General features: G+C 70.2%; 17 protein-coding genes and 1 pseudogene. 4 read left to right on the forward strand and 14 right to left on the reverse strand.

Annotation, left to right across the window (positions count from 1 at the left end; genetic code table 11):
• Position 1: 1 nt before the first annotated feature.
• Positions 2-2,445, reverse strand: a pseudogene (locus OG395_RS33810) (tetratricopeptide repeat protein).
• Here OG395_RS33810 and OG395_RS58475 point away from each other — a divergent pair.
• Positions 2,405-2,743, forward strand: a complete 339-nt coding sequence (locus OG395_RS58475) for a hypothetical protein (RefSeq protein ID WP_442818814.1) — start codon at positions 2,405-2,407, stop codon at positions 2,741-2,743. The pseudogene OG395_RS33810 and the gene OG395_RS58475 sit on opposite strands and share 41 nt — an antisense overlap.
• 111 nt (positions 2,744-2,854) lie before the next feature.
• Here OG395_RS58475 and OG395_RS33815 read toward each other — a convergent pair whose 3' ends face one another.
• The 9 genes from OG395_RS33815 to OG395_RS33855 all read right to left on the reverse strand — a co-directional run bounded on the left by OG395_RS33815 (position 2,855) and on the right by OG395_RS33855 (position 13,735).
• Entirely contained in the window at positions 2,855-4,180 is a 1,326-nt protein-coding gene (locus OG395_RS33815) for a hypothetical protein (RefSeq protein ID WP_327246305.1), read from the reverse strand.
• A 49-nt stretch (positions 4,181-4,229) separates the two neighbouring features.
• Complete coding sequence (locus OG395_RS33820) at positions 4,230-5,261, reverse strand: glutamate ABC transporter substrate-binding protein (RefSeq protein ID WP_327246306.1); 1,032 nt, start codon at positions 5,259-5,261, stop codon at positions 4,230-4,232.
• An 11-nt stretch (positions 5,262-5,272) separates the two neighbouring features.
• On the reverse strand, positions 5,273-6,604 hold the full coding sequence (locus tag OG395_RS33825) for a hypothetical protein (RefSeq protein WP_327249539.1): 1,332 nt from the start codon (positions 6,602-6,604) through the stop codon (positions 5,273-5,275).
• A gap of 372 nt (positions 6,605-6,976) precedes the next feature.
• Positions 6,977-7,960, reverse strand: coding sequence for an N-acetylglucosamine kinase (locus OG395_RS33830; protein ID WP_327246307.1), 984 nt, complete (start codon positions 7,958-7,960; stop codon positions 6,977-6,979).
• On the reverse strand, positions 7,951-9,216 hold the full coding sequence (locus OG395_RS33835; protein ID WP_327246308.1) for a 6-phospho-beta-glucosidase: 1,266 nt from the start codon (positions 9,214-9,216) through the stop codon (positions 7,951-7,953). The genes OG395_RS33830 and OG395_RS33835 overlap by 10 nt, the downstream gene beginning before the upstream one ends.
• A 3-nt stretch (positions 9,217-9,219) precedes the next feature.
• Positions 9,220-10,122 (reverse strand): carbohydrate ABC transporter permease, encoded by a 903-nt coding sequence (locus tag OG395_RS33840; RefSeq protein WP_327246309.1) that lies wholly within the window; start codon positions 10,120-10,122, stop codon positions 9,220-9,222.
• A 1-nt stretch (position 10,123) separates the two neighbouring features.
• Complete coding sequence (locus OG395_RS33845) at positions 10,124-11,005, reverse strand: carbohydrate ABC transporter permease (RefSeq protein ID WP_327249540.1); 882 nt, start codon at positions 11,003-11,005, stop codon at positions 10,124-10,126.
• 106 nt (positions 11,006-11,111) lie between these two features.
• Positions 11,112-12,449 (reverse strand): ABC transporter substrate-binding protein, encoded by a 1,338-nt coding sequence (locus tag OG395_RS33850; RefSeq protein WP_327246310.1) that lies wholly within the window; start codon positions 12,447-12,449, stop codon positions 11,112-11,114.
• 62 nt (positions 12,450-12,511) lie between these two features.
• Positions 12,512-13,735 carry an ROK family transcriptional regulator gene (locus OG395_RS33855; protein WP_327246311.1) on the reverse strand — a complete coding sequence of 408 codons (1,224 nt, stop codon included), beginning with the start codon at positions 13,733-13,735 and terminating at the stop codon, positions 12,512-12,514.
• A 518-nt stretch (positions 13,736-14,253) separates the two neighbouring features.
• On the opposite strand from OG395_RS33855, the gene OG395_RS33860 reads away from it, so the two are divergent.
• Entirely contained in the window at positions 14,254-14,388 is a 135-nt protein-coding gene (locus tag OG395_RS33860; RefSeq protein ID WP_327246312.1) for a hypothetical protein, read from the forward strand.
• The gene (locus OG395_RS33865) at positions 14,385-14,921 is read left to right on the forward strand and encodes a hypothetical protein (RefSeq protein ID WP_327246313.1); all 537 of its coding nucleotides are present in this window, start codon (positions 14,385-14,387) and stop codon (positions 14,919-14,921) included. The genes OG395_RS33860 and OG395_RS33865 overlap by 4 nt, the downstream gene beginning before the upstream one ends.
• A 101-nt stretch (positions 14,922-15,022) precedes the next feature.
• Here the strand turns inward: OG395_RS33865 and OG395_RS33870 are convergent, their stop codons facing one another.
• Entirely contained in the window at positions 15,023-16,087 is a 1,065-nt protein-coding gene (locus OG395_RS33870; RefSeq protein WP_327246314.1) for a mechanosensitive ion channel family protein, read from the reverse strand.
• Between the two features lie 363 nt (positions 16,088-16,450).
• On the opposite strand from OG395_RS33870, the gene OG395_RS33875 reads away from it, so the two are divergent.
• Positions 16,451-16,987 carry an HNH endonuclease gene (locus OG395_RS33875; RefSeq protein ID WP_037698282.1) on the forward strand — a complete coding sequence of 179 codons (537 nt, stop codon included), beginning with the start codon at positions 16,451-16,453 and terminating at the stop codon, positions 16,985-16,987.
• A gap of 53 nt (positions 16,988-17,040) precedes the next feature.
• On the opposite strand, the gene OG395_RS33880 is transcribed toward OG395_RS33875, so the two are convergent.
• From OG395_RS33880 to OG395_RS33890, 3 genes are read right to left on the reverse strand one after another with little or no spacing between them, the layout of a single operon-like run.
• A complete protein-coding gene (locus OG395_RS33880; protein ID WP_327246315.1) occupies positions 17,041-18,384 on the reverse strand; it encodes an FtsX-like permease family protein in 1,344 nt (447 codons plus the stop codon).
• Positions 18,374-19,114: an ABC transporter ATP-binding protein gene (locus tag OG395_RS33885; protein WP_327246316.1), complete on the reverse strand. Its 741-nt coding sequence runs from the start codon at positions 19,112-19,114 to the stop codon at positions 18,374-18,376. The genes OG395_RS33880 and OG395_RS33885 overlap by 11 nt, the downstream gene beginning before the upstream one ends.
• On the reverse strand, positions 19,111-19,668 hold the full coding sequence (locus OG395_RS33890) for a PadR family transcriptional regulator (RefSeq protein ID WP_327246317.1): 558 nt from the start codon (positions 19,666-19,668) through the stop codon (positions 19,111-19,113). Before OG395_RS33890 ends, OG395_RS33885 begins: the two co-directional genes overlap by 4 nt.
• Between the last annotated feature and the right edge of the window lie 30 nt (positions 19,669-19,698).

Here is a 19,698-nt window from a genome sequence, read left to right on the forward strand (position 1 = left end):
TTCACACCCACGTCCGGGGGCGGAAACGGTTGGCCCGCTCCACCAGTTCGATCCTCTCGTCGCCGCGCTGCGCAAGCCGGGCGAGCATCCGGTACGAACGCTCCAGGCCGAAACGCAGGCCGCGTTCGTCCAACTCACTGCCGAGCAGCATTCTCGGCCCGGCAGGCCCATGCGACTGCGGAGCCGGCGGCTGGGCCGTGGGACTCCCGGAGAGTACCCAGTCCAGCGCCGTCCCCAGCACCTCCGTCGACAACTGCTCGCGGCGCACCGCGTCCAGCCCGAAACTCTGCAGCCCGGCCACCTGGTCGGCGGCCGCCGTCAGATCGGCGATCAGCGGCTCGTGCGGGGCGCGCTCGCGCAGCCGGGCCCGCACGGCGGCGACCCGGGCCGCCGTGTAGTGGATCGACGCCTCGGGCACGGACTCCAGCGTCCGCACGGCGCCCGCCCGGTCCCCGGCGGCGATCTGCACCCGGGCCAGACCGAACGCGGCGCTGACGAAGCTCGGATCGGTCGTCCACACCAGGTGGTAGTACTCGGCGGCGTTGTCCAGCTGGCCGAGGACCTCCGCACAGATGCCCAGCGCCAGCTTGGGCGCCGGTTCCCCGGGGAACGCGTCGTAGACCGCGTCGAACGACAGCGCGGCAGTCGCGTCGTCCCCGGTCACCAGCGAGGTGATCCCGCGGTACCAGACGACCCGCCAGTCGTCCGCGTGCAGCGCCTCCAGATCCGTCAGCGTCTGTACGGCGGCCCCGGGTTCGTTCAGCTCCAGGCGGGCGCGCAGCTCGCGCAGCCGGGTCTCCAGCGAGGCGGCGGAACCGCCTGCAGTGCGGCAATCAGTTCGGAGGGTGCGGACGTCATCACGCCGGCGAGGAATCCCGCATTGGGGTCGCTCGCGTCGACCCGGGGGACGGGCAGCGCGAGCGAGGTGGCCCGTGCGTCGAGCCCGGCCAGCCGGGGGCCGGCCGAGGCGTACGTCCCCGGGAGCGTGCCCGGATCGGCGGGCGCCGGCCGCGGCGCCGGAACGGCCGCCCGGGTCTGCGCGTACGGGAGAGCGGCCGGGGTTCCGTTACCGCCCCGGACGTGCGTGGGAGGCGCCGACAACAGGGCAGCCCCCGGAGCCCGCTGCCCAGGCACACCCGGCACCGCGTGCCCCACCGCCTCCGGCGCAGCCGGAGTCCCGGCGGCCGGAGCCGCTGCGACAGGAACCCCGGATCCACCCGCCCCCTTCCCCTTCCGCCGCCCGGCCGGCTCCGCCCGTACCCCGAGCCGCGACACATCGTCGGTCAGCTCGGCGAACAACTGCGTGTCCGTGACCCGCAGTTCCGTACCGAAAAGCGTCGACAGGGCCGGCCGCGGACGCCCCGTCTGCAACGCCACGACCTCCCGCAACACCCCCGTCAGCTGCTCCGCCATCTCCGACGCCGAGGCGAACCGCCGCGCCGGATCCGGGTCCGTGGCCCGGACCAGGAGCCGGTAGAACGACTCGTACATCCGGAACACCTCGATGTTGTCCGGGTCCGGCAGCGAGTCCACGAAGACGTTCGTGTACCCCTGGAAGTCGAAGGTGAGCACGGCGAGCGTCCGCGCCACCGTGTACAGATCGGAGGCGACCGACGGTCCGACCTCCGCGACCTCCGGCGCCTGATACCCCACCGTGCCGTAGATGGCCGACTCCTCGTCGTCCATCCTGCGCACCGCGCCCATGTCGATCAGCTTCAGCTGGTCCTCGGTCTGGATCGCGTTGTCGACCTTGAAGTCGCAGTACAGCAGATTGCGGCTGTGCAGATGACCGAGCGCCTCCAGCGCTTCGATGCCGTACGCGCACGCCTGCTCGACGGGCAGCGGATCCCGCTTCCCGGCCGGGGTGCGGCGTTCGTTCGCGATCTCCTTGAGCGCCTTGCCGCCGACGTACTCCATCACGATGTAGCCGTCGAGCGAACCGGTCCGCTGGTCGAGGTGCTCGACGAAGTTGTAGATCCGGACGATGTTGGAGTGCTCGATCTCGGCGAGGAAGCGGCGCTCCGAGATCGCGGCCGCCATGGCGTCCTGGTCGCCGGTGTCCAGCAACCCCTTGAGGACCACCCAGCGGTCCGAGACCGCACGGTCCACCGCGAGATAGACCCAGCCGAGCCCGCCGTGCGCCAGACAGCCCGCCACCTCGTACTGACCGTGCACGATGTCGCCACCCTGCAGCTTCGGTACGAAGGAGTACGGGTGGCCGCACTTGGTGCAGAACCCCTCGGTTCGTCCTGATCGTTCTCCGCGCGACCGTCCCACCGGGGCCCCGCAGTCGGAGCGCGAACAGAACCGCTTCCGCTCCGGCACCTCCGGGTTCTCCATCACCGCGGAATGCGGGTCGGGCCGCGGAACGTCCGGCACCTGCACCAGACCGGCGCCCAGCCGATTGCGCCCGGAAGCGCCCGACGACGCGCCGGAGGAACGCACCGACACCGAGCGGGCCGTGGAGGTCCCCGACAGGGACCGTGAGAGCCGCCCCGAGACCGAACGCCGCGAGGTCGACGAGCGGGACGAGGAGCGCGACGACGCCCGGGACGATGCCCGTGAACTGCTCCGCGCCGAACTGCTGTTGCCCCCCTTGCCGACCGCGATACCCGTGGGCGGCGAGCTCACCATGCCATCCCCAAGTCGGCTGCGCTCGAACAGGGGAGACCCCATTGGCGAGACGACCGGGGCCAGACCGCAGGTGTCGCAGTACAGCTCACCGCCGCCCATGTCCTCGTAATTGCCTTCGCACGCGGGGCGCTGGCACTGCGTACTCATGGTCGGTCCCCCTGTTCGCCCCGCCGCCGCAGCGGCCCGTTCACCTTGCACGCACGCCTCCGCGTACGCGTACTCATCGCCGGTCCTCCGGTGCGGACGACCGGCGGACGTCGAGCAGTTCCGCCATCGCCTCCTGATAGCGCAGCACCGCCTGCCCCGCGACCCGCAGATCGCACGGGGCGCTCCACAGCATCCGGCGCGCCGCGTCGTACCGCTCGATCAGCACCGGGTCCTCCGCCAGCCCGTGCCGGGCGACCTTCGCCTTGTACGCGTCCAGCCGGCCACGCAGCTCCGCCCGGACCGCCAGCGGCGCGGTGACCGCCGACAGAGACTCGCGGGCCCGCAGCAGTTCGTCCTCCGCCTCCCGCTCCAGCGACTCCAGCAGCGGGGAGAGCCGGTGCCACTGGGCGTGCCTGCGGTACTCCGACGCAGTGGCCAGCCGCTCCTGCAGCGCGGTCGGCGGACCGCTGACCGCGGGCACCTCGGACGCGGCGATCTTCGCCAGCACCTCGCCGCGCGCCGACCGGGCCTCGGCCAGCGTGCGGTCCGCGCGGGAGAGCAGGTCGCGCAGGTGGACCAGGCGCTGCTCGGCGTCCTGGCGGACCGCGAGCACCGCCTCGATCTCCCGCCGCACGTCGTCCAGCGCGCGGGCCGCCCGGTCGTAGCGCGTCGTGTCCGGACGTCCGCCGCCGGGCGCCGCGCTGCCGGGGCCCGGCAGCCAGAACGCCAGCGGGTCGGAGATCACCTGGACCCGCAGCGTGGCCAGCTCATGGGTGATCGACTCCAGGTCGTCGCCCGCCGGGTGCTCCCCGGGACGTACGCCGACGGAGTGCGCCAGCGAACGCGTCCGGCGCAGCTCGGCGGCGAGCAGATCTATCCGGGCGGGCAGCGCGGACCATACGGAGTCGGAGGCGACGACCATGTCCAGCGAGCGCGCATACAGCTCGTTCATCCGGGCGACCAGCTCCTCCAGCGTGAACCGCTCGGAGAGTTTGGCCGGACCGGTGATCGACGGATCGGGCCGGGTGGCGGTGGACGCCACCGTGACGCCCTGGCCGCGCAGAAGTTCGGTCAGCGCCAGCAGGTCGTCACGGTTGGGGGAGCGACGCCTGGCCCGTATCTCACGTGCCGCGTCGATCGCCCCGGCGTAGGCGTCGAAATACCCCCACAGCAGCGTGATCGACTGCTCGGTGGCGGCCCAGCGCTCCTTGGTGACACCGGTCAGATCGGCGCCCTCCAGGAGCCGGCGGCCCGCATGGTCCTGCAGGGCGAGGAGCGAGGTCTCGATCGCCTCGTGCTCCGCGCCGAGCCGGGCCAGCGCACGGTCCGCCTCGTCCCGGTCCATGACCGGGCCGGGGGGCCTCCCCGCATAGCCGGGGAAGGGGCCCGCGACGCCCATCGATCACCTCTTCGCTCTCCCCACCGGGCGGACCCGGCGGGATCAAGGACTAATTGCTCCGGTACTTGGGCGCAGGCGGCGCCGTGATGCCGGGCAGTCCGGTCGCCAGCCACTTCCGGTACGACACCATCCAGGGGCTGTCCGCACCACCCTTGCGGTAATCGACCAGCACCTGGTTGATCCGGGCCACCAGGTCGTTCGCGCCGTGCTTCGTGGCCACGCCGTAGTACTCGGTGGTGAACGGCTTGTCGCCCTTGAGGACGACGGCCGGATCCTGGGCGGCCTGGCCCGCTGCCAGCGCGTTGTCCGTGACCACCGCGTCGACCTCGCCCAGCTGCAGCCGGACCAGGCAGTCCAGCTGGTTGGGGACTGTGAGCCGGTCCTCGTCCGCCTCCGTGCCGTCGTGCTCGTCCTTGAAGACCGCACCGAAGGACTGTTTCTCCAGCGCCTCGTAGGCCGTGGAGCCCTCCGCGGTGCAGACCCGCTTGCCGGCCAGGGACTTGTCGTATCCCGTGATCGGCGAGTCCTTCGGTGCGAGGACCTGCTGCCCGGCCTGGAAGTAGGCGGTGGAGAAGGAAACCTGGTCGAGCCGACCGCAGTTGATCGTCATCGTTCGCACGACGACGTCGACCTTGTCGTTCTCCAGGGCGGCGATGCGCTGGTTGGTGGGGATCGCCCGGAAGATCACCTTGTCGGGGTCGCCCAGGATGTCCTGCGCGATGGCCCGCACCAGATCGATGTCGAAGCCTTCGAGCCTGCCCGTCTCCGGATTGCGGTAGCCCCAGCGGAAGCTGTTCTGGTCGACCCCGGCGATCAGCTTCCCGCGCGCCTTGATCTTCGCGATGCTCGGTCCGTCGGCGCTCGACGGCTGCAGGCTCGCCTCCGGGTCCTTGCAGTCGTCGGCCCGGGCGGGCACCGCCGTCGCCGTACCCGGCCCGGAGACACCGACGCCGAAGGAGTCGGCGCCGCCGTGCGAGAGCGGCAGCAGGGTGAGCGAGGCCGTCACCGCGCAGGCCACGGCCATCCCCGTCACCCCGCCCCAGCCGCGCAGTCCGGCCCGGGCGGAACCTGTCCTGGTCATCGTTCCCCCTCTCACCGGTACTCCGACAGCCTGCGGTTGACCCCGATGATCGCGGCGACCGCGGCCAGTGCGGCGAGAGCCGCCGCCCCGACCGGCAGCCCGCCGAGCGCCCCGCGCCCGTCCTTCGCGGCCCGGGTGAACTCGCCCTGCTCATGGGCGAGTGCCTGCTCCAGCGCGTCGTCCACCCGGTTGAAGGACTCCCCGGTGGAGTCCTTCGCCCCGATGATCTGCTTCAGCGCACCCTCGTAGTCGCCGTTGTCGTCGGTCTTGCGGGCGGTCCGGTGGCGGGTCTGCCACTCGGAGACACCGCTGATGGCGTTCGCCACCGGCCCGCTCCCCTGGGAGTCGTCGGCGAGCTTCCCGGCCGTCCCCAGCTCATCGCCGAGGGCCTTCATGCCCGTGGTGTAGTCGGTCTCGTACTTGTCGTTCCTGCCGTCGGCGGTGAGCACCGCGCCGCGGGCGACCACGGTCAGGAGCTCATTGGCGCGTGCCTTCAGCGAGTTGATCCGTGCCTGGTTGAGCACATCGAGCGACTGCTGCCCGTGCACATCGGCGTCCTGCAGTTCGGTGCGTGCGACCGTGTGTCCCACGGCCAGCCACAGCACCAGCACGGTCGACGCGGCGGTCGCGGCGAGCAGCCCGTGATTGAAGACCCGGTTCGTCCTGCGGTAGTTGCGCCGCTGCGCCCAGAACAGCGCGCCCAGCGCGACGGCACCGAGACCCAGCGAGAAGAACGGCCAGGCTCGCGCGGAGTCGTAGTCCTGGTCGAGCCGTCCGGTCTCCGCCGTGTAGAGCCGCTCGGCGGCGGGGAGGAGCTCCTTGGACATCTTCTGGTTCGCGTACCGGAGGTAGGCGCCGCCCAGCGGCAGCCCCTGCCGGTTGTTGGCGCGGGCCCGCTCGACCAGGCCGGTGTACCGCGGGAGTTCCTGGTTGAGCGTGGCGATCTCCTGGCCGGACGGCGACGTGGCGTCCGTGGTGGACGCCGCCTTCACCAGCAGCCGGGACGCGTCCTCGATGTCCTTCTCGTACCGCTCGCGGACATCGCGCGGTTCCTGCGCCCCCGCCAGGAACCCGCTGGCCGCCGCGGTGTCGGCATCGGCCAGGGAGCGGTAGATGTTCGCCGCCTCGGCGCTCAGCGGCTGACTGCGGCTCACCACGTCGTCGGTGGCGGCAGCCCGGTCGGAGACCTCGATCGCCGTCACGGCCCCGAACGCGACGACGAGCGCCGCCAGTACGGCCCCGATGATCTGGAGCCTGCCCGGTTCGGTCGTCGCCGCGGCGCGCAGCCGCGCCGCCGGCTCCGACCAGGCGTCGCCCTGCGGCGCGGGCACGGAAGCGGGCACGGGCGGCTGGGCCGGCACGTGGTCCGGCGCCGTGCGCACATTCGGCGGGTATGTCACGTGACCTCCCCCTCGGTCGCTGACGGTGGCCGTTCCCCCGGCCGATCAGAGGACTGGCACCCGGCCAGAAGTATGGCCGCAGGGACCGACATCCACACCAGGAACGCCTGGATCGTGCATCGGCCCACGGATGCACCACGCATTCGATCAAGGCAGGCGCCACCGATCAAGACGAATCGGCGGAGCAATCCCCGAAGCGGACCGATCTCCCCACCCATGAACACGTTCGGGACAACTGATCGGTTCCCTTGCGCAAGGGGCGTCCTGCGGCTTGATCGCCGCAGGACGCCCCCTCAGTGCCCGTCTGTCGAGGTGTCAGCCGTACTGCGCACGCAGCCTGCTGTGCACCTCCGGCGCAGCCCCCGTGTGGTCCAGCCCCAGTAGTCCCGCGCCCAGCACCGGCGGCTCCTGCACCACCCGGACCACCGCCTTCGGGGCGCGTGCCGCGAGAAGTTCGGAGATCCGGTCGTCCAGCTGCGGGTGGCGCGCCGCCAGCACGCTGCCGCCCAGGACCACCGGTGCCTCCTCGTCCAGCAGCCCGAGGCGGGTCAGCGCGACCGACGCCATCGCGACGACCTCCTCCGCCAGCCGGTGCACGAGACCGCGCGCCACCGGGTCCCCGGCCGCACCGGTTGCGAACAGCACCGGTGTCAGCTCGTGCCGCCGCTCGAACTCGATGTGCCCCAGGTGCAGCGCCTCGATCAGCGCGTACATCGAGTCGAGCCCGAAGTGCGCGGGCAGGGTGCGCGCCAGTTCGGTCGGTTCGCCGCGCCCGTCCTCGGCCCGCGAGGCGAACCACATGGCCTCCTCGGCGAGTCCCGAACCGCCGCCCCAGTCACCGGAGATCCGGCCGATGGCGGGGAAGCGCGCGGTCCGCCCGTCCGGCACCATGCCGACACAGTTGATCCCCGCACCGCAGACGACGGCCACGCCCCTGGGCTCGTCGACCCCGGCACGCAGTATCGCGAACGTGTCGTTGCGGACCTCCACCGTGCGGCCCCAGTCACGGGCCCGCAGCGCCGCGGCGAGCGCCTGCTCCTCGACCGGGAGATCGGCATTGGCCAGACACGCCGACACATGCGCGACGGAGTCCACCGGCTCGCTGAACGCCCGCGCTTTCGCCAGAGCCTCGCCGATCGCCGAGGCCAGGACGTCCACGGCCACGTCGATGCCGACGGCCGGCGGCTGGAAGCCGCCTCCGCGCACGGAGCTCAGCAGCGTTCCGTCCGGTCCGATCAGCGCCACATCGGTCTTGCTGTTCCCCGCGTCGATGGCGAGGACAGCAGCGTTCACGCCCACGCGAGGTGCTCCCGGTTGTGCGCGATCAGCTTGTCGGTGAGTGCCTCGGCGTACTCGAACTGGCCGATCAGGGGGTGGGCGAGCAGCGCCTTGAACACCCGATCCCGGCCGCCGCGCAGGGCGGCTTCCAGGGCGAGGTCCTCGTACGCCGTCACGTTGGCGATCAGCCCCGCGTACAGCGGGTCCAGCTCCGGAACGGCAAGCGGCGTCGCCCCCGTGCCGTCGACCCGGGCCTGCACCTCGATCACCGCGTCGTCCGGCAGGAACGGCAGCGTCCCCTTGTTGTACGTATTGACGACCTGCACCGCCGAGCCGCCCGAGCCCAGCAGCGAGGACGCCAGGTCCACGGCCGCCTCCGAGTAGAACGCGCCGCCGCGCTTGGCGAGCAGCGCGGGCTTCTCGTCCAGCGCCGGGTCGCCGTACATGGCGAGGAGTTCCTTCTCCATCGCGGCGACCTCCGCCGCCCGGGACGGCTTGGTGCCGAGCTCCCGTACGACCTCGTCGTGGGCGTAGAAGTACCGCAGATAGTACGAGGGGACGACGCCGAGCCGGTCGACGATCGCCCGGGGCATGCGCAGATCGCCGGCGATCGCGTCGCCGTGCTCGGCGAGCAGCTTCGGCAGGACGTTCTCGCCGTCAGGGCCGCCGAGCCGCACCCCGAGCTCCCACGTCAGGTGGTTGAGTCCGACATGGTCGAGGTGCACCTCACCGGGGGTGACGTCGAGCAGCCTGGCGAACTTCCGCTGGAAGCCGATCGCCACGTTGCACAGACCGACGGCCTTGTGGCCGGCCTGGAGCAGCGCCCGGGTCACGATCCCGACCGGATTGGTGAAGTCGATGATCCACGCGTCGGGGTTGGTGCGACGGACCCGCTCGGCGATGTCGAGGACGACCGGGACGGTGCGCAGCGCCTTGGCGAGACCGCCGGCCCCGGTGGTCTCCTGGCCGACGCAGCCGCACTCCAGCGGCCATGTCTCGTCCTGGTTGCGCGCGGCCTGGCCGCCCACGCGCAGCTGCAGCAGGACCGCGTCGGCGTCGGCGACGCCCGCGTCGATGTCCGAGGTGGTGATGATCCGCCCCGGGTGGCCCTGCTTGGCGAAGATCCGCCGGGCGAGACCGCCGACGAGGTCGAGACGGTCGGCCGCCGGGTCGACGAGCACGAGCTCCTCGACGGGCAGCGTGTCCCGCAGCCGGGCGAAGCCGTCGATCAGTTCAGGGGTGTAGGTGGACCCGCCACCAACTACTGCGAGCTTCATAGGTCAGCCCTTTACTCCGGTCAGTGTGACGCCCTCGACAAATGCCTTTTGAGCGAAGAAGAACACGAGGATCACGGGGGCCATGACCAGTACGGTCGCGGCCATGGTCAGGTTCCAGTCGGTGTGGTGTGCGCCCTTGAAGGATTCCAGGCCGTAACTGAGCGTCCAGGCGGCCGGGTTCTCGGAGGCGTAGATCTGCGGACCGAAGTAGTCGTTCCAGGCGTAGAAGAACTGGAACAGTGCGACGGCGGCGATGCCCGGCCTGGCCATCGGCAGCACCACCTTGAGCAGTGTGCGCAGTTCGCCGCAGCCGTCGACCTTCGCCGCGTCGAGGTACTCGTTCGGGATGGTCAGCAGGAACTGCCGCAGCAGGAAGATGGAGAACGCGTCACCGAAGGCCATCGGAATGATCAGCGGCCAGAGCGTGCCGGACATGTCCAGCTGCTTCGCCCAGAACAGATACATCGGGATGACGACGACCTGCGGCGGCAGCATCATCATCGAGATGACGAGCATCAGAGATAGATGCCGGCCGCGGAAGCGGAACTTGGCGAGCGCGTACGCCACGGGCAGCGACGACACGACCGTGAGGACGGTGCCGAGCCCCGCGTACAGCAGGGTGTTCTTCCACCAGGTCAGGAAGCCCGGGGTGTCGAACACCTTGCGGTAGTTGCTCCACTCGAAGGGGTGGGGCCACAGATCCCGGGTCAGCGCCTGCTGGTCGCTCATCAGAGAGGTGAGGAAGAGGAAGACGAACGGCAGCACGAAGAAGAGCGCGGCCGCGACGCCGAGCGCGTGCACGGCGATCCAGTTCAGCAGCGCCTTGCGGCGTGCGACGCGCTCGGCCGGGGTGGCCGGTCCGGCCGACGGGTCGGTGGCCTTGAGGGTGTCGAGAGCCTGCGCCACGTCACTCACCTGCCTGGATCAGCCCGCTGCGGCGCCGCATCAGCAGTGCGGTGAACGCCATGGCGAGTACGAAGAGAACGAGCGCGACCACACAGGCGGAGCCGTAGTCGAAACGCTGGAAACCGAGGTTGTAGACGAGCTGCGGAAGAGTCAGTGTCGACTTGTCGGGATAGCCCGGTTCGAACTGCTGCCCGGAGCCGCCCATCACCCCCGAGGCGACCTTTCCGGCCACGAGCGGCTGGGTGTAGTACTGCATCGTCTGGATGATCCCGGTGACCACGGCGAACATCACGATCGGTGAGATGTTCGGCAGCGTGACGAAGCGGAACCGCTGGTACGCGGTCGCCCCGTCCAGCTCCGCCGCCTCGTACTGCTCCTTGGGCACGTCGAGCAGCGCGGCCATGAAGATCACCATCAGGTCGCCCACGCCCCAGACCGCGAGCGCGGTCAGGGCCGGCTTGGACCAGGTGGCGTCGGTGAACCAGCCCGGTGTGGGCAGCCCCAGCTCGCCGAGGAGTGAATTGACCGGCCCCGTCCCCGGGTTGAGCAGGAAGACGAAGCCCAGGGTCGCCGCGACCGGCGGCGCCAGGTACGGCAGGTAGAACAGGGTCCGAAAGACGCCCGTACCCGTTTTGATCCTGGTGATCAGCAGACCGATGCCGAGACCGAAGACGACCCGGCAGCTGACCATGACCACGACCAGCCACAGTGTGTTCCGCAGGGCGGGCCAGAACAACGTGTACTCGTTGAAGACGTACGACCAGTTCTTCAGCCCGTCGAACTTCGGGGGCGCGAAGCCGTCGTACTGGGTGAAGGAGAAATAGAGCGTGGAGATCAGCGGGTAGGCGAAGAAGACGCAGAACCCGATCAGCCACGGCGACATGAAGGCCGCCGTCCGCAGTGCTGCTTTTCTGCGCTTCGCGACAAGGGCCGCGCGGTGGCGCTTCGAGCTCAGCGTGTACGTGCCCGTACGTGTGCTCATCGCGGTTCTACTTCGCCTGTGCGATCGCCGCGTCGATTTCCTCGGCGGTCTTCTCCAGACCCGCCTTGATGTCCTTCTGCTTGCCCTTCTCGATGTCGAATCCGAGGTTCTGCAGGGACACCAGGTACGCGCCGCCGTTCACCGAGGGCGGGGTGGTGGTGCTTTGCGGGTTCGCGGCGATGTCCAGGAAGGTCTTGAACCGCGGGTCGTACTTCAGTTTCGGCGACTTCAGCGCCGCCAACGTGGACGGAACGTTGTGAATGGCGTTGGCGAAGTCGACCACCGCGTCGGTGTCGGTCGTCATGAACTTCACCAGCTCCCACGCCGCGTTCTGCTTGGCGGAGGTGGCCGCGATGGCGGCGATGGTGCCGGTCAGGTAGCCCTTGCCGTACGTGTCGGCCTCGTCGTCGGCGACGGGCATCGGGGCCACACCGATCTCGAACTTCGGCTTGGTGTCCTCGGCCATGCCGAGCCGCCACTCGCCGTCCAGTTGCATGGCCACCTGACCGGTGTGGAACGGGTGCTTGGCGCCCCACTCGTCACCGAACGTGGTGCGGAACTTCTCCAGCTTCGCGTAGCCGCCCAGGTCGTCGACCAGCTTCTTCTGCGTGGTCAGCATCGACGCGAACGCCGGGTCCTTGGCGATGTTCGACTTGCCGTCGCCGTCGAAGTACGTCGGGCTCCAGCCGCCGAGGTAGTGCTCGGTCGTCGACTCGTAACCGTGGTAGTTCGGCATGAAGCCGAGCTGCTCGTACGAGTCGCCCTTGGTCTTCGTCAGCTTCTTTGCGTCCGCGGCAAGTTCCGACCAGGTCTTCGGCGGGGAAGCGATACCCGCGGCCTTGAAGGCGTCCTTGTTGTAGTACAGCCCGTACGCGTCCCCGAGCAGCGGCAGCGTGCAGCGGACCCCGTTGAACTGGGTGTACTCGTTCATCGCCTTCGGGAACGTCTTGTCCGCTTCGATGCCGTCCTTCTTCAGGAAGGAATTCAGGTCGACGAACGCCTTGGACGAGCAGAACTTGCCCACATTGTTCGTGGTGAACGAGGAGACCACGTCCGGGGCCTTGGACCCGCCCGCCCGCAGCGCCTGGTTGATCTTGTCGTCGGTCATGTTGCCGACGACCTTCACATGGATGTTTGGGTGCGCCTTCTCGAAGGCGTCGACAGTGGCCTGAATTCCCTTGACCTCGTTCGGGGCACTCCAGCCGTGCCAGAAGGTGATGGTCGTCTCCTTGGACGCGTCATCGTGGGTACCGGAGCTGCTCTGACCGGTACAGGCGGAGGCGAGAAGGGATATCGCGGCGGTCGCGGCGAGCGCGGCGGCCGTCTTCCGGCGGTTTCCGGACATGGCGGTGTCTCCCGGTGAGGGGTTGGGGCAGGGAAGGGACGGACGTGCGAAGGGCGGGCGGGTCAGCGCGACGTGTCGAAGACTTCGTCGCGGGTGGTGACGAGGGCGCTCTCCAGCGCCCCGCGCAGTACGGGCCTGCGCGTGACGTCACCGATGATCAGCCGGGGCCGGGAGGCCGCCAGTTCGGCGAGCTCGCCCTGCACCCGGACGCGCAGCGGCTCCCCGCCGGAGGCGATCAACTCGCCGGAGAGCACCACGAGTTCGGGGTCGAGTACGGCGACCATGGAGGCCAGACCGGTCGCGAGGCCGGTGGCGAACAGATCGAGGAGCCGGGCGTACGGTCCGTCCTCCCCATGCTCCGCGGCCGCGGCGGCCCGGGTGATCAGTCCGGCCCCGACCTCGTGATGGGTACCGGTGGCGCGGGTCAGCTCGTCGTCGATGCCGAGCTCCCCGGCCAGCCGGGACAGCACCTGGGCGCCCGCCAGTTCCTGGAAGCCGCCCGAGTTCGCCTTGGTGACCTGACGGACCAGCGGGACACCGGGCACCGGCAGGAAACCGACCTCACCGGCGCCGCCGGTGAAGCCGCGGTGCAGCCGTCCGCCGATGACCAGGGCGGCGCCGAGCCCCTCCTCGTTCCACAGCAGGACGAAGTCGTCGTGGCCGCGCGCCGCGCCGAGCCGCTGCTCGGCCACCGCGACGAGGTTCACGTCGTTCTCGTACTCGACCGGCATCGGGAGGAAGGCGGCCAGCTCGTCGAGCAGGGTGGGGGAGTGCCAGCCGGGCAGGTGGGAGGCGTACCGCAGCCGCCCGGTACCGGGGTCGAAGGCACCCGGCGTGCCGATGACGACACGGTGCACGTCGGAGCGGGTCAGCCCGGCATCCTTGACCGCGCCGTCCAGCGCGTCCGCCACCTGCCGCACCACACTGTCGGCGCGCCGCCCGGGGGTGCGCAGCTCGAACTCGCCGACCGTCTCGCCGGTCACATCGGCGACGGCGGCGACGATCCGGTGGGCGTTCACATCGAGACCGGCGACATGGGCGGCCCGGGCGTTCACCGCGTACAGCTGGGCATTGGGGCCGGGCCGTCCCGCGACGGTGCCGGTGGCGACGACCAGACCGGCCGCCTCCAGACGGGCCAGCAGCTGCGAGGCGGTGGGCTTGGACAGGCCCGTCAGCTTCCCGATCCTGGTCCGGGAGAGGGGGCCGTGTTCCAACAGCAGATCGAGGGCGGCCCGGTCGTTCATGGCCCGCAGGACGCGGGGGGTTCCCGGTGTCGTTCCGGCCATGCGTGCTGCACCCGCCCTCTGTTAGGAAAGTTTCCTATTCGGTGAGAGGACGGTATGGCGCTGTTGCCGGGTCGTCAATGGTCTGCGTCGCCGTGGCAACCAAAGCGTTACTTGAGGCGCTGCGTTCCGGCTGGCTCCCGAGGTTCGCCATCGCCCGGATGGGCGGCACTTCGGGAAAGGTTGGACGAAGGACGCGGAAGGAAGCCAACTGTTCTACGCGTACGACGAGTTGGGCCCCCCGCCGACCTGGCTCCAGTAAGACGCTCGGCGGCCCGGCCCCGTACCGCACCACCTAGCAGTGGCAGCGGTCACAGCGGAACGGCCGCCGGCAGCAACACCGGAAACACCTGCGCCGCCCGGTGCCGGGCGGGCATCCTCTACGAGCAGCAGCGACTGCTCGCGGTACGCCAGGCCCACGCCGACCAGATCGGGATGCTCATGTACGGGGTCATGCCCTCGGCGACCAGGCTCCTGCCGGTGGTCGGCCTTCGCGGAAACTCACGCATGAGCGCACACACGTGAAGCAGTGGGAGAAGCGCGGCATCAAGTTCGCGTACGACTACTACAACGAAGGGTTGTCGGACCCGTGCCAGAACGCATACGAGAAGGCGGCAGGGTTCGCCGGCGGCGACTACTGGCAATGCGTCCCGTGACCGGGGGCGCGTTCCGCTCCGTCCTGGCCACGACGATCCTGGTGACCGCCGCGATGACGACCCTGTCGTCCTGCCAGCTCGGAGAGGCACCCACGCCCATGCATTTCGGCTTCCGGATGGAGGGGGACGACATAGTCGTCGCCCATCCGATCTGCCCCTCGGAGTCGGTGTCCGCGGCCAAGATCGTGGTCAGCGTGGACGGCGAGGGGGACGGAGACGGCTTCGAGACGCTGTGGAACGCGGACGGGCCCCGGTCGGAGGCGGTCCGGCGGGGTGTGTTCGTCGTAGGGAGTGCGCGGAGCTTCGGTACGGAGAAGAAGCCGCTCACCAAGCGGCTGCCCAAGGGTTTCTACGTCGGGGTGACGGTGCTGGATCAGGAGGGGCACGAGAAGTTCGAGGACGACGACTGGATCGACGTCCCTACTACACGTGCCGCGAAGCCGGCCGACGATCAGTACAGAACGCACGGCGGAAAAATCATGACCCGCGACCAGATCAACGCCCAGCGGAGGTGCAGCCAGAAGAAGGGCTGACCTCCGGCCCGGAACAGTAGTGAGGGGAGCCCCGCAGGCTCTGCGGGGCTCCCCTCACTCGTATGGCCTCACTCGCGCGGCCGAACTCGTACGGCCGAGTCCTACTTCGACATGTTCGACGGTGGGATGGGCGTCGCGGCCAGCGACTGCGGGGATGTCGTCGACGCGTAGGCGGACGGGGCGGCCATCCCGGCCGTCGGATCCGCCGCCGACGGCTCGTCCGGCTGGGCCGGCACGCCACCGACCATCCGGATGCCCGCCTCGTCGAAGGCCAGCTTGATCCGCCAGCGCAGCTCGCGCTCCACGCCCAGCGCCTTGCCCGGCATCGTCTTCGCCGTCACGCGGACCGTCATCGAGTCCAGGAGTACGGAGTCCAGCCCGAGGATCTCCACCGGACCCCACAGGCGCTCGTTCCACGGGTCCTCCTTGGCCATCAGCCCTGCGGCCTCGGTGATCACCGTGCGTACCCGGTCGAGGTCCTCCGTGGGGCGTACCTGCACATCCACCCCGGCGGTCGACCAGCCCTGGCTGAGGTTGCCGATCCGCTTCACCTCACCGTTGCGGACGTACCAGATCTCACCGTTGTCACCGCGCAGCTTGGTGACCCGCAGACCGACCTCGATGACCTCACCGGAGGCGACGCCCGCGTCGATGGTGTCCCCGACGCCGTACTGGTCCTCAAGGATCATGAAGACACCGGAGAGGAAGTCGGTGACGAGGTTGCGCGCACCGAAACCGAGTGCCACACCGGCGACACCGGCGGAGGCGAGCAGTGGCGCCAGATCGATCTGGAAGGCGCCCAGGATCATCAGGGCGGCCGTACCGAGGATCAGGAACGAAGCGACCGACCGGAGTACGGACCCGATCGCCTCGGAGCGCTGACGGCGGCGTTCCGCATTGACCAGCAGGCCGCCGAGAGCGGTGCCCTCTACGGCTTGGGCGCTGCGGTTCATCCGCTCGATGAGCTTGGTGAGAGCACGGCGGATCGCGATGCGCAACATGACCGCGATGACCGCGATGAGGACGATGCGCAGACCGGTGTTCAGCCAGGTGGACCAGTTCTCCTCCACCCAGCCCGCGGCGTTGCCGGCCTGCTTGGCGGCTTCGTCCAGCGAGCCGCCGGGCTCGGGTGACGGGGCTGCGGCCAACAGGGCGGACAGGGACACGGCGGAACCTCCAGATGGACGTGGGCTGACCAACCACACTAACGGGGTATCGGGAGTGCTCCATTGCCGTGACGGAGGGGAGAGGCACGCCTCACCCGGGGATATAGCAAGGGCAGCTGGTTCCGGGAACGGGACGCGAGGCCGGGTGTGGCCGATCGCACATCGATCCCGGGACTGCTCCGGCAACGGCCTCTTGAGTACCTGTTCCGGCGCTTTTGGGCCGTGCGGGCAGCAGGCACCCGGGAAAATCCTTCCGGCCCGTTACCCGCACGTGGTGGCGGATTGACCAGGCATGAGGAGAGACTGAGATCGGATCGTCCCGGCGCGAGCCACGCGCCGCCGGCGTACAAGGAGGCATCCACCGTGCCGCATGTCCTGGTTCTCAACGCGTCGTACGAGCCGCTCGGCGTCGTACCGCTCCGCCGCGCGCTCGTCCTCGTCCTGGAGAACAAGGCCATCTGCCTTGAGGAGTCAGGCGCCCTCATGCACAGCGCCACCCGCGCCATACCGGCCCCGAGCGTCGTCCGCCTGAAGCGGTTCGTACGGGTTCCCTACCGGGGGCCCGTTCCACTGACCCGCCGGGCGCTCTTCGCCAGGGACGGCGGGCGCTGCATGTACTGCGGCGCCGCCGCGACCAGCGTCGACCATGTCATCCCCCGCAGCCGAGGCGGACAGCACGCCTGGGACAACGTGGTGGCGGCCTGCCGCCGCTGCAACCACGTCAAGGCCGACCGACATCTGCCGGAGCTCGGCTGGCGGCTGCACCAACAACCCGCCCCGCCGACCGGCCTGGCCTGGCGGATCATCGGGACGGGGCACCGTGACCCGCGCTGGCTGCCGTACTTGCAACCGTTCGGCGCGGACGACGCCATGGCCCGGATCGACGGCATCTCAGCCTGACGATCCGGGCTTTCGCGTATCCGGGGAGATGCGGTTTCGCGCAGCGCCGCGCGCTACGTGAACCGCAGCTCCGCGGGGCGCACCGCCCGCCGCAGCAGCGGCAGCGAGGCCGACGCGGCCAGCAGGCAGGCGACGTACACCACCACGGGTACGAGCAGCGGAAGCATCGACGGGACGGCCTCGGGAGCCACCAGCCAGGCGTACGCGAGGTGCACCGCCATGCCTCCGATGCCGGCGAGCAGGACCGCGGGGGCCAGCGGAAGCGCCGTTTCCAGGAGGAGGGTCCGGGCCAGAACCGTTCGCGGTACGCCGGCCGCGGTCTGGGCGGCGAGCCCCCTGCGGCGGGTGGCGACGGATTCGGCCGTGCCCACCGCGAGGCCGAAGAGGCTGATGGCGAGAGCCACCAGGACGGCGGTCCCGGCGAGGTCGATCCCCGTGGTGTAGAAGCCGAGGTCCTCCGTCGTGTAGCCGCTCCGCCGGTGCAACTCGTCGAGCAGCACCTGCCGTACGCCGACGAATCCCACCCCGACGACAGTCACCAGCAGCAGAGCGGCATGGGTGCGCGCGGCGGCCCACGGGTCGTCCTTGAGTCGGCCGGCGGCGATCAGTACTGCGGGGCTCTTCGCGCGGAGCGTCAGCCGCTGGCCCATGAAGGAAGCCGTCGCTCCGGCCAGCCAGACCGCACCCGCTCCGGTGAGAAGCACCACGGCGAGCACCACGAACGGGACGGTCACCTCGCCGGGACGGCTGTTGCGGCCGGCAAGGAGGAAGAGCGCCACGCCTATCAGCGCCGTCGGGACCAGAAGCGCGAGCAGCGTCCGGTGTCCGCCGTCCGGCCGGACACGGCGTACCCAGCCGAGCGGCGAGGCGATTACCCGCCGCAGGGCGAGTGCGCTCACCAGCGCGCCCGCGACCGGCACGGCGAGGACAACCAGCACGAAGGCCACCCATGCCGCCGGCGCCGGCATGTGACCGACGCCGGCGAGGACCGCGGCGACGACGGCCAGTGCCACGGTCGATCCCGCCAGGCACGCGAGCGCGGACTCCAGCGCCGAGATGCGCCGCACCTGCGCGGGCGACGCCCCCGCGAGCCGCAGCCCGGCCATCCGCCGGTCGCGGTGCACGGCGCCGATGCGGGCGCACTGACCGAGGAAGCCGAGGACGGGCACGAGCAGGAGCAGCAGCGTGACCACCACACCGGCGCGCTGGCCCGGCTGGTTCAGCAAGCCGTGTGCGTAGGGGATCGACACCTGCCCGGGAACGGCGGCGACCGTGATCGCCGCGAGGGCGAAGCCCGTGGCGAGCAGCGCGCCCACCGCGGTGAGCGAGATCCGCCACCACTCGCGGCGGCGCGAGCCGCGCGTCAGGATCCATGCGATGCGGGCGTCAGCCTTCATGGCGGGCGGCCTCCCGGACGGTGACCGGGGCGGCGCCGGCGTGGACGGCCCCGTCCCGCAGCCACACTTCGCGGTCCGCGTACGCGGCGACCTGCGCGTCATGGGTGATCAGCAGCACCGCGGTGCCGGTCTCGCGGGTGGCGTGCACCAGAGCCGTCATCACCTGCTCCCCGGCGAGTGAGTCGAGAGCCCCGGTCGGCTCGTCCGCGAAGACCGCTTTCGGGCCGGTCACCAACGCGCGTGCCAGTGCGACGCGTTGGCTCTGGCCACCGCTCAGCTCGCCGGGCCGCAGACCGGCGTGGCCGCGCACCCCGAAGCGTTCCAGCCATTCGCCGGCCCGCGCCTGTGCCGCGGCGCGGGACGTCCCTGCGAGCAACAGGGGCAGTGCCACGTTGTCGAGCGCGGTGAGTTCGGGGATCAGCTGCCCGAACTGGAACACCACGCCGAAGTCGGTGCGTCGCAGTTCGCCGAGCCGGGCCTCGGGAAGCCGGTCGAGTCGCTCCTGTCCGTACGAGACCGAACCCTCGTCGGGGCGGACGATCCCCGCCAGGCAGTGCAGCAGTGTGGATTTCCCGCTGCCGCTGGCACCGGTGACGGCGAGAATCTCGCCCGCCCGGAGTTCGATCGAAGCGCCGCGCAGCGCCTCCGACCTGCCGTAGGACTTCCGCAGTCCCGTGGCGGTGAGCAGGGGCACTGCTCCCGGGGTGTCCTGTTCGGTATGTGTGCTCATGCTGCGTTGACCTCCGCGGTCAGGGTGGCGAGCCGGCTCACCGTCGTGGTCATCCACCGGACGTCGGCATCCAGATGGGCGAGGGCGTAGTCGGCGGAGAGCACCGTGCTGAGATCGGCGCCCGGGGTGGTCTTGAGTGCGGTGAGTTCACGCATGCGCTCCATGTGGGCGGCACGCTGGGCTTGCAGATAGGCGGCCGCGTCGGTGGTGCGGTCGCCGTCGGCGGCGGCAGCGACGAGGATCGAGACCACGACCTTGGTGAAGATCTCGTTCGCCACGAAGGGGGCGGGTGGGGCGATCTCGTCGGCCCACCTGGCCAGTTCGCGTGATCCTTCGTCGGTGGAGCGGTACAGGGTGCGTTCGGGCCCGCTGTCGGAATCGGTGCCTTCGACGGCGGCGAGGCCATCACGCACCAGACGTTGCAGGGTCGTATAGACCTGCCCGTAGGCCAGTGGCCGGGCTTGCGGGAAGCGTTCGTCGTACCGCCGCTTGAGGTCGTAGCCGTGGCTTGAACCTCCGGCGAGCAGTCCCAGAAGGACATGGCGGATGCTCATGCGGCCGACTGTATACTCGATACATGTACT

The sequence above is a fragment of the Streptomyces sp. NBC_01320 genome (assembly GCF_035974375.1).
Classification (GTDB): domain Bacteria; phylum Actinomycetota; class Actinomycetes; order Streptomycetales; family Streptomycetaceae; genus Streptomyces; species Streptomyces yanii.

Excerpts from the sequence above, each read along its gene's own strand:
- OG395_RS33815 (WP_327246305.1), bottom strand. The coding sequence starts at position 4,180 with ATGGGCGTCGCGGGCCCCTTCCCCGGCTATGCGGGGAGGCCCCCCGGC.
- OG395_RS33820 (WP_327246306.1), bottom strand. The coding sequence starts at position 5,261 with ATGACCAGGACAGGTTCCGCCCGGGCCGGACTGCGCGGCTGGGGCGGG.
- OG395_RS33835 (WP_327246308.1), bottom strand. The coding sequence starts at position 9,216 with ATGAAGCTCGCAGTAGTTGGTGGCGGGTCCACCTACACCCCTGAACTG.
- OG395_RS33845 (WP_327249540.1), bottom strand. The coding sequence starts at position 11,005 with ATGTCGCCGTGGCTGATCGGGTTCTGCGTCTTCTTCGCCTACCCGCTG.
- OG395_RS33850 (WP_327246310.1), bottom strand. The coding sequence starts at position 12,449 with ATGTCCGGAAACCGCCGGAAGACGGCCGCCGCGCTCGCCGCGACCGCC.
- OG395_RS33855 (WP_327246311.1), bottom strand. The coding sequence starts at position 13,735 with ATGGCCGGAACGACACCGGGAACCCCCCGCGTCCTGCGGGCCATGAAC.
- OG395_RS33880 (WP_327246315.1), bottom strand. The coding sequence starts at position 18,384 with ATGAAGGCTGACGCCCGCATCGCATGGATCCTGACGCGCGGCTCGCGC.
- OG395_RS33885 (WP_327246316.1), bottom strand. The coding sequence starts at position 19,114 with ATGAGCACACATACCGAACAGGACACCCCGGGAGCAGTGCCCCTGCTC.
- OG395_RS33890 (WP_327246317.1), bottom strand. The coding sequence starts at position 19,668 with ATGAGCATCCGCCATGTCCTTCTGGGACTGCTCGCCGGAGGTTCAAGC.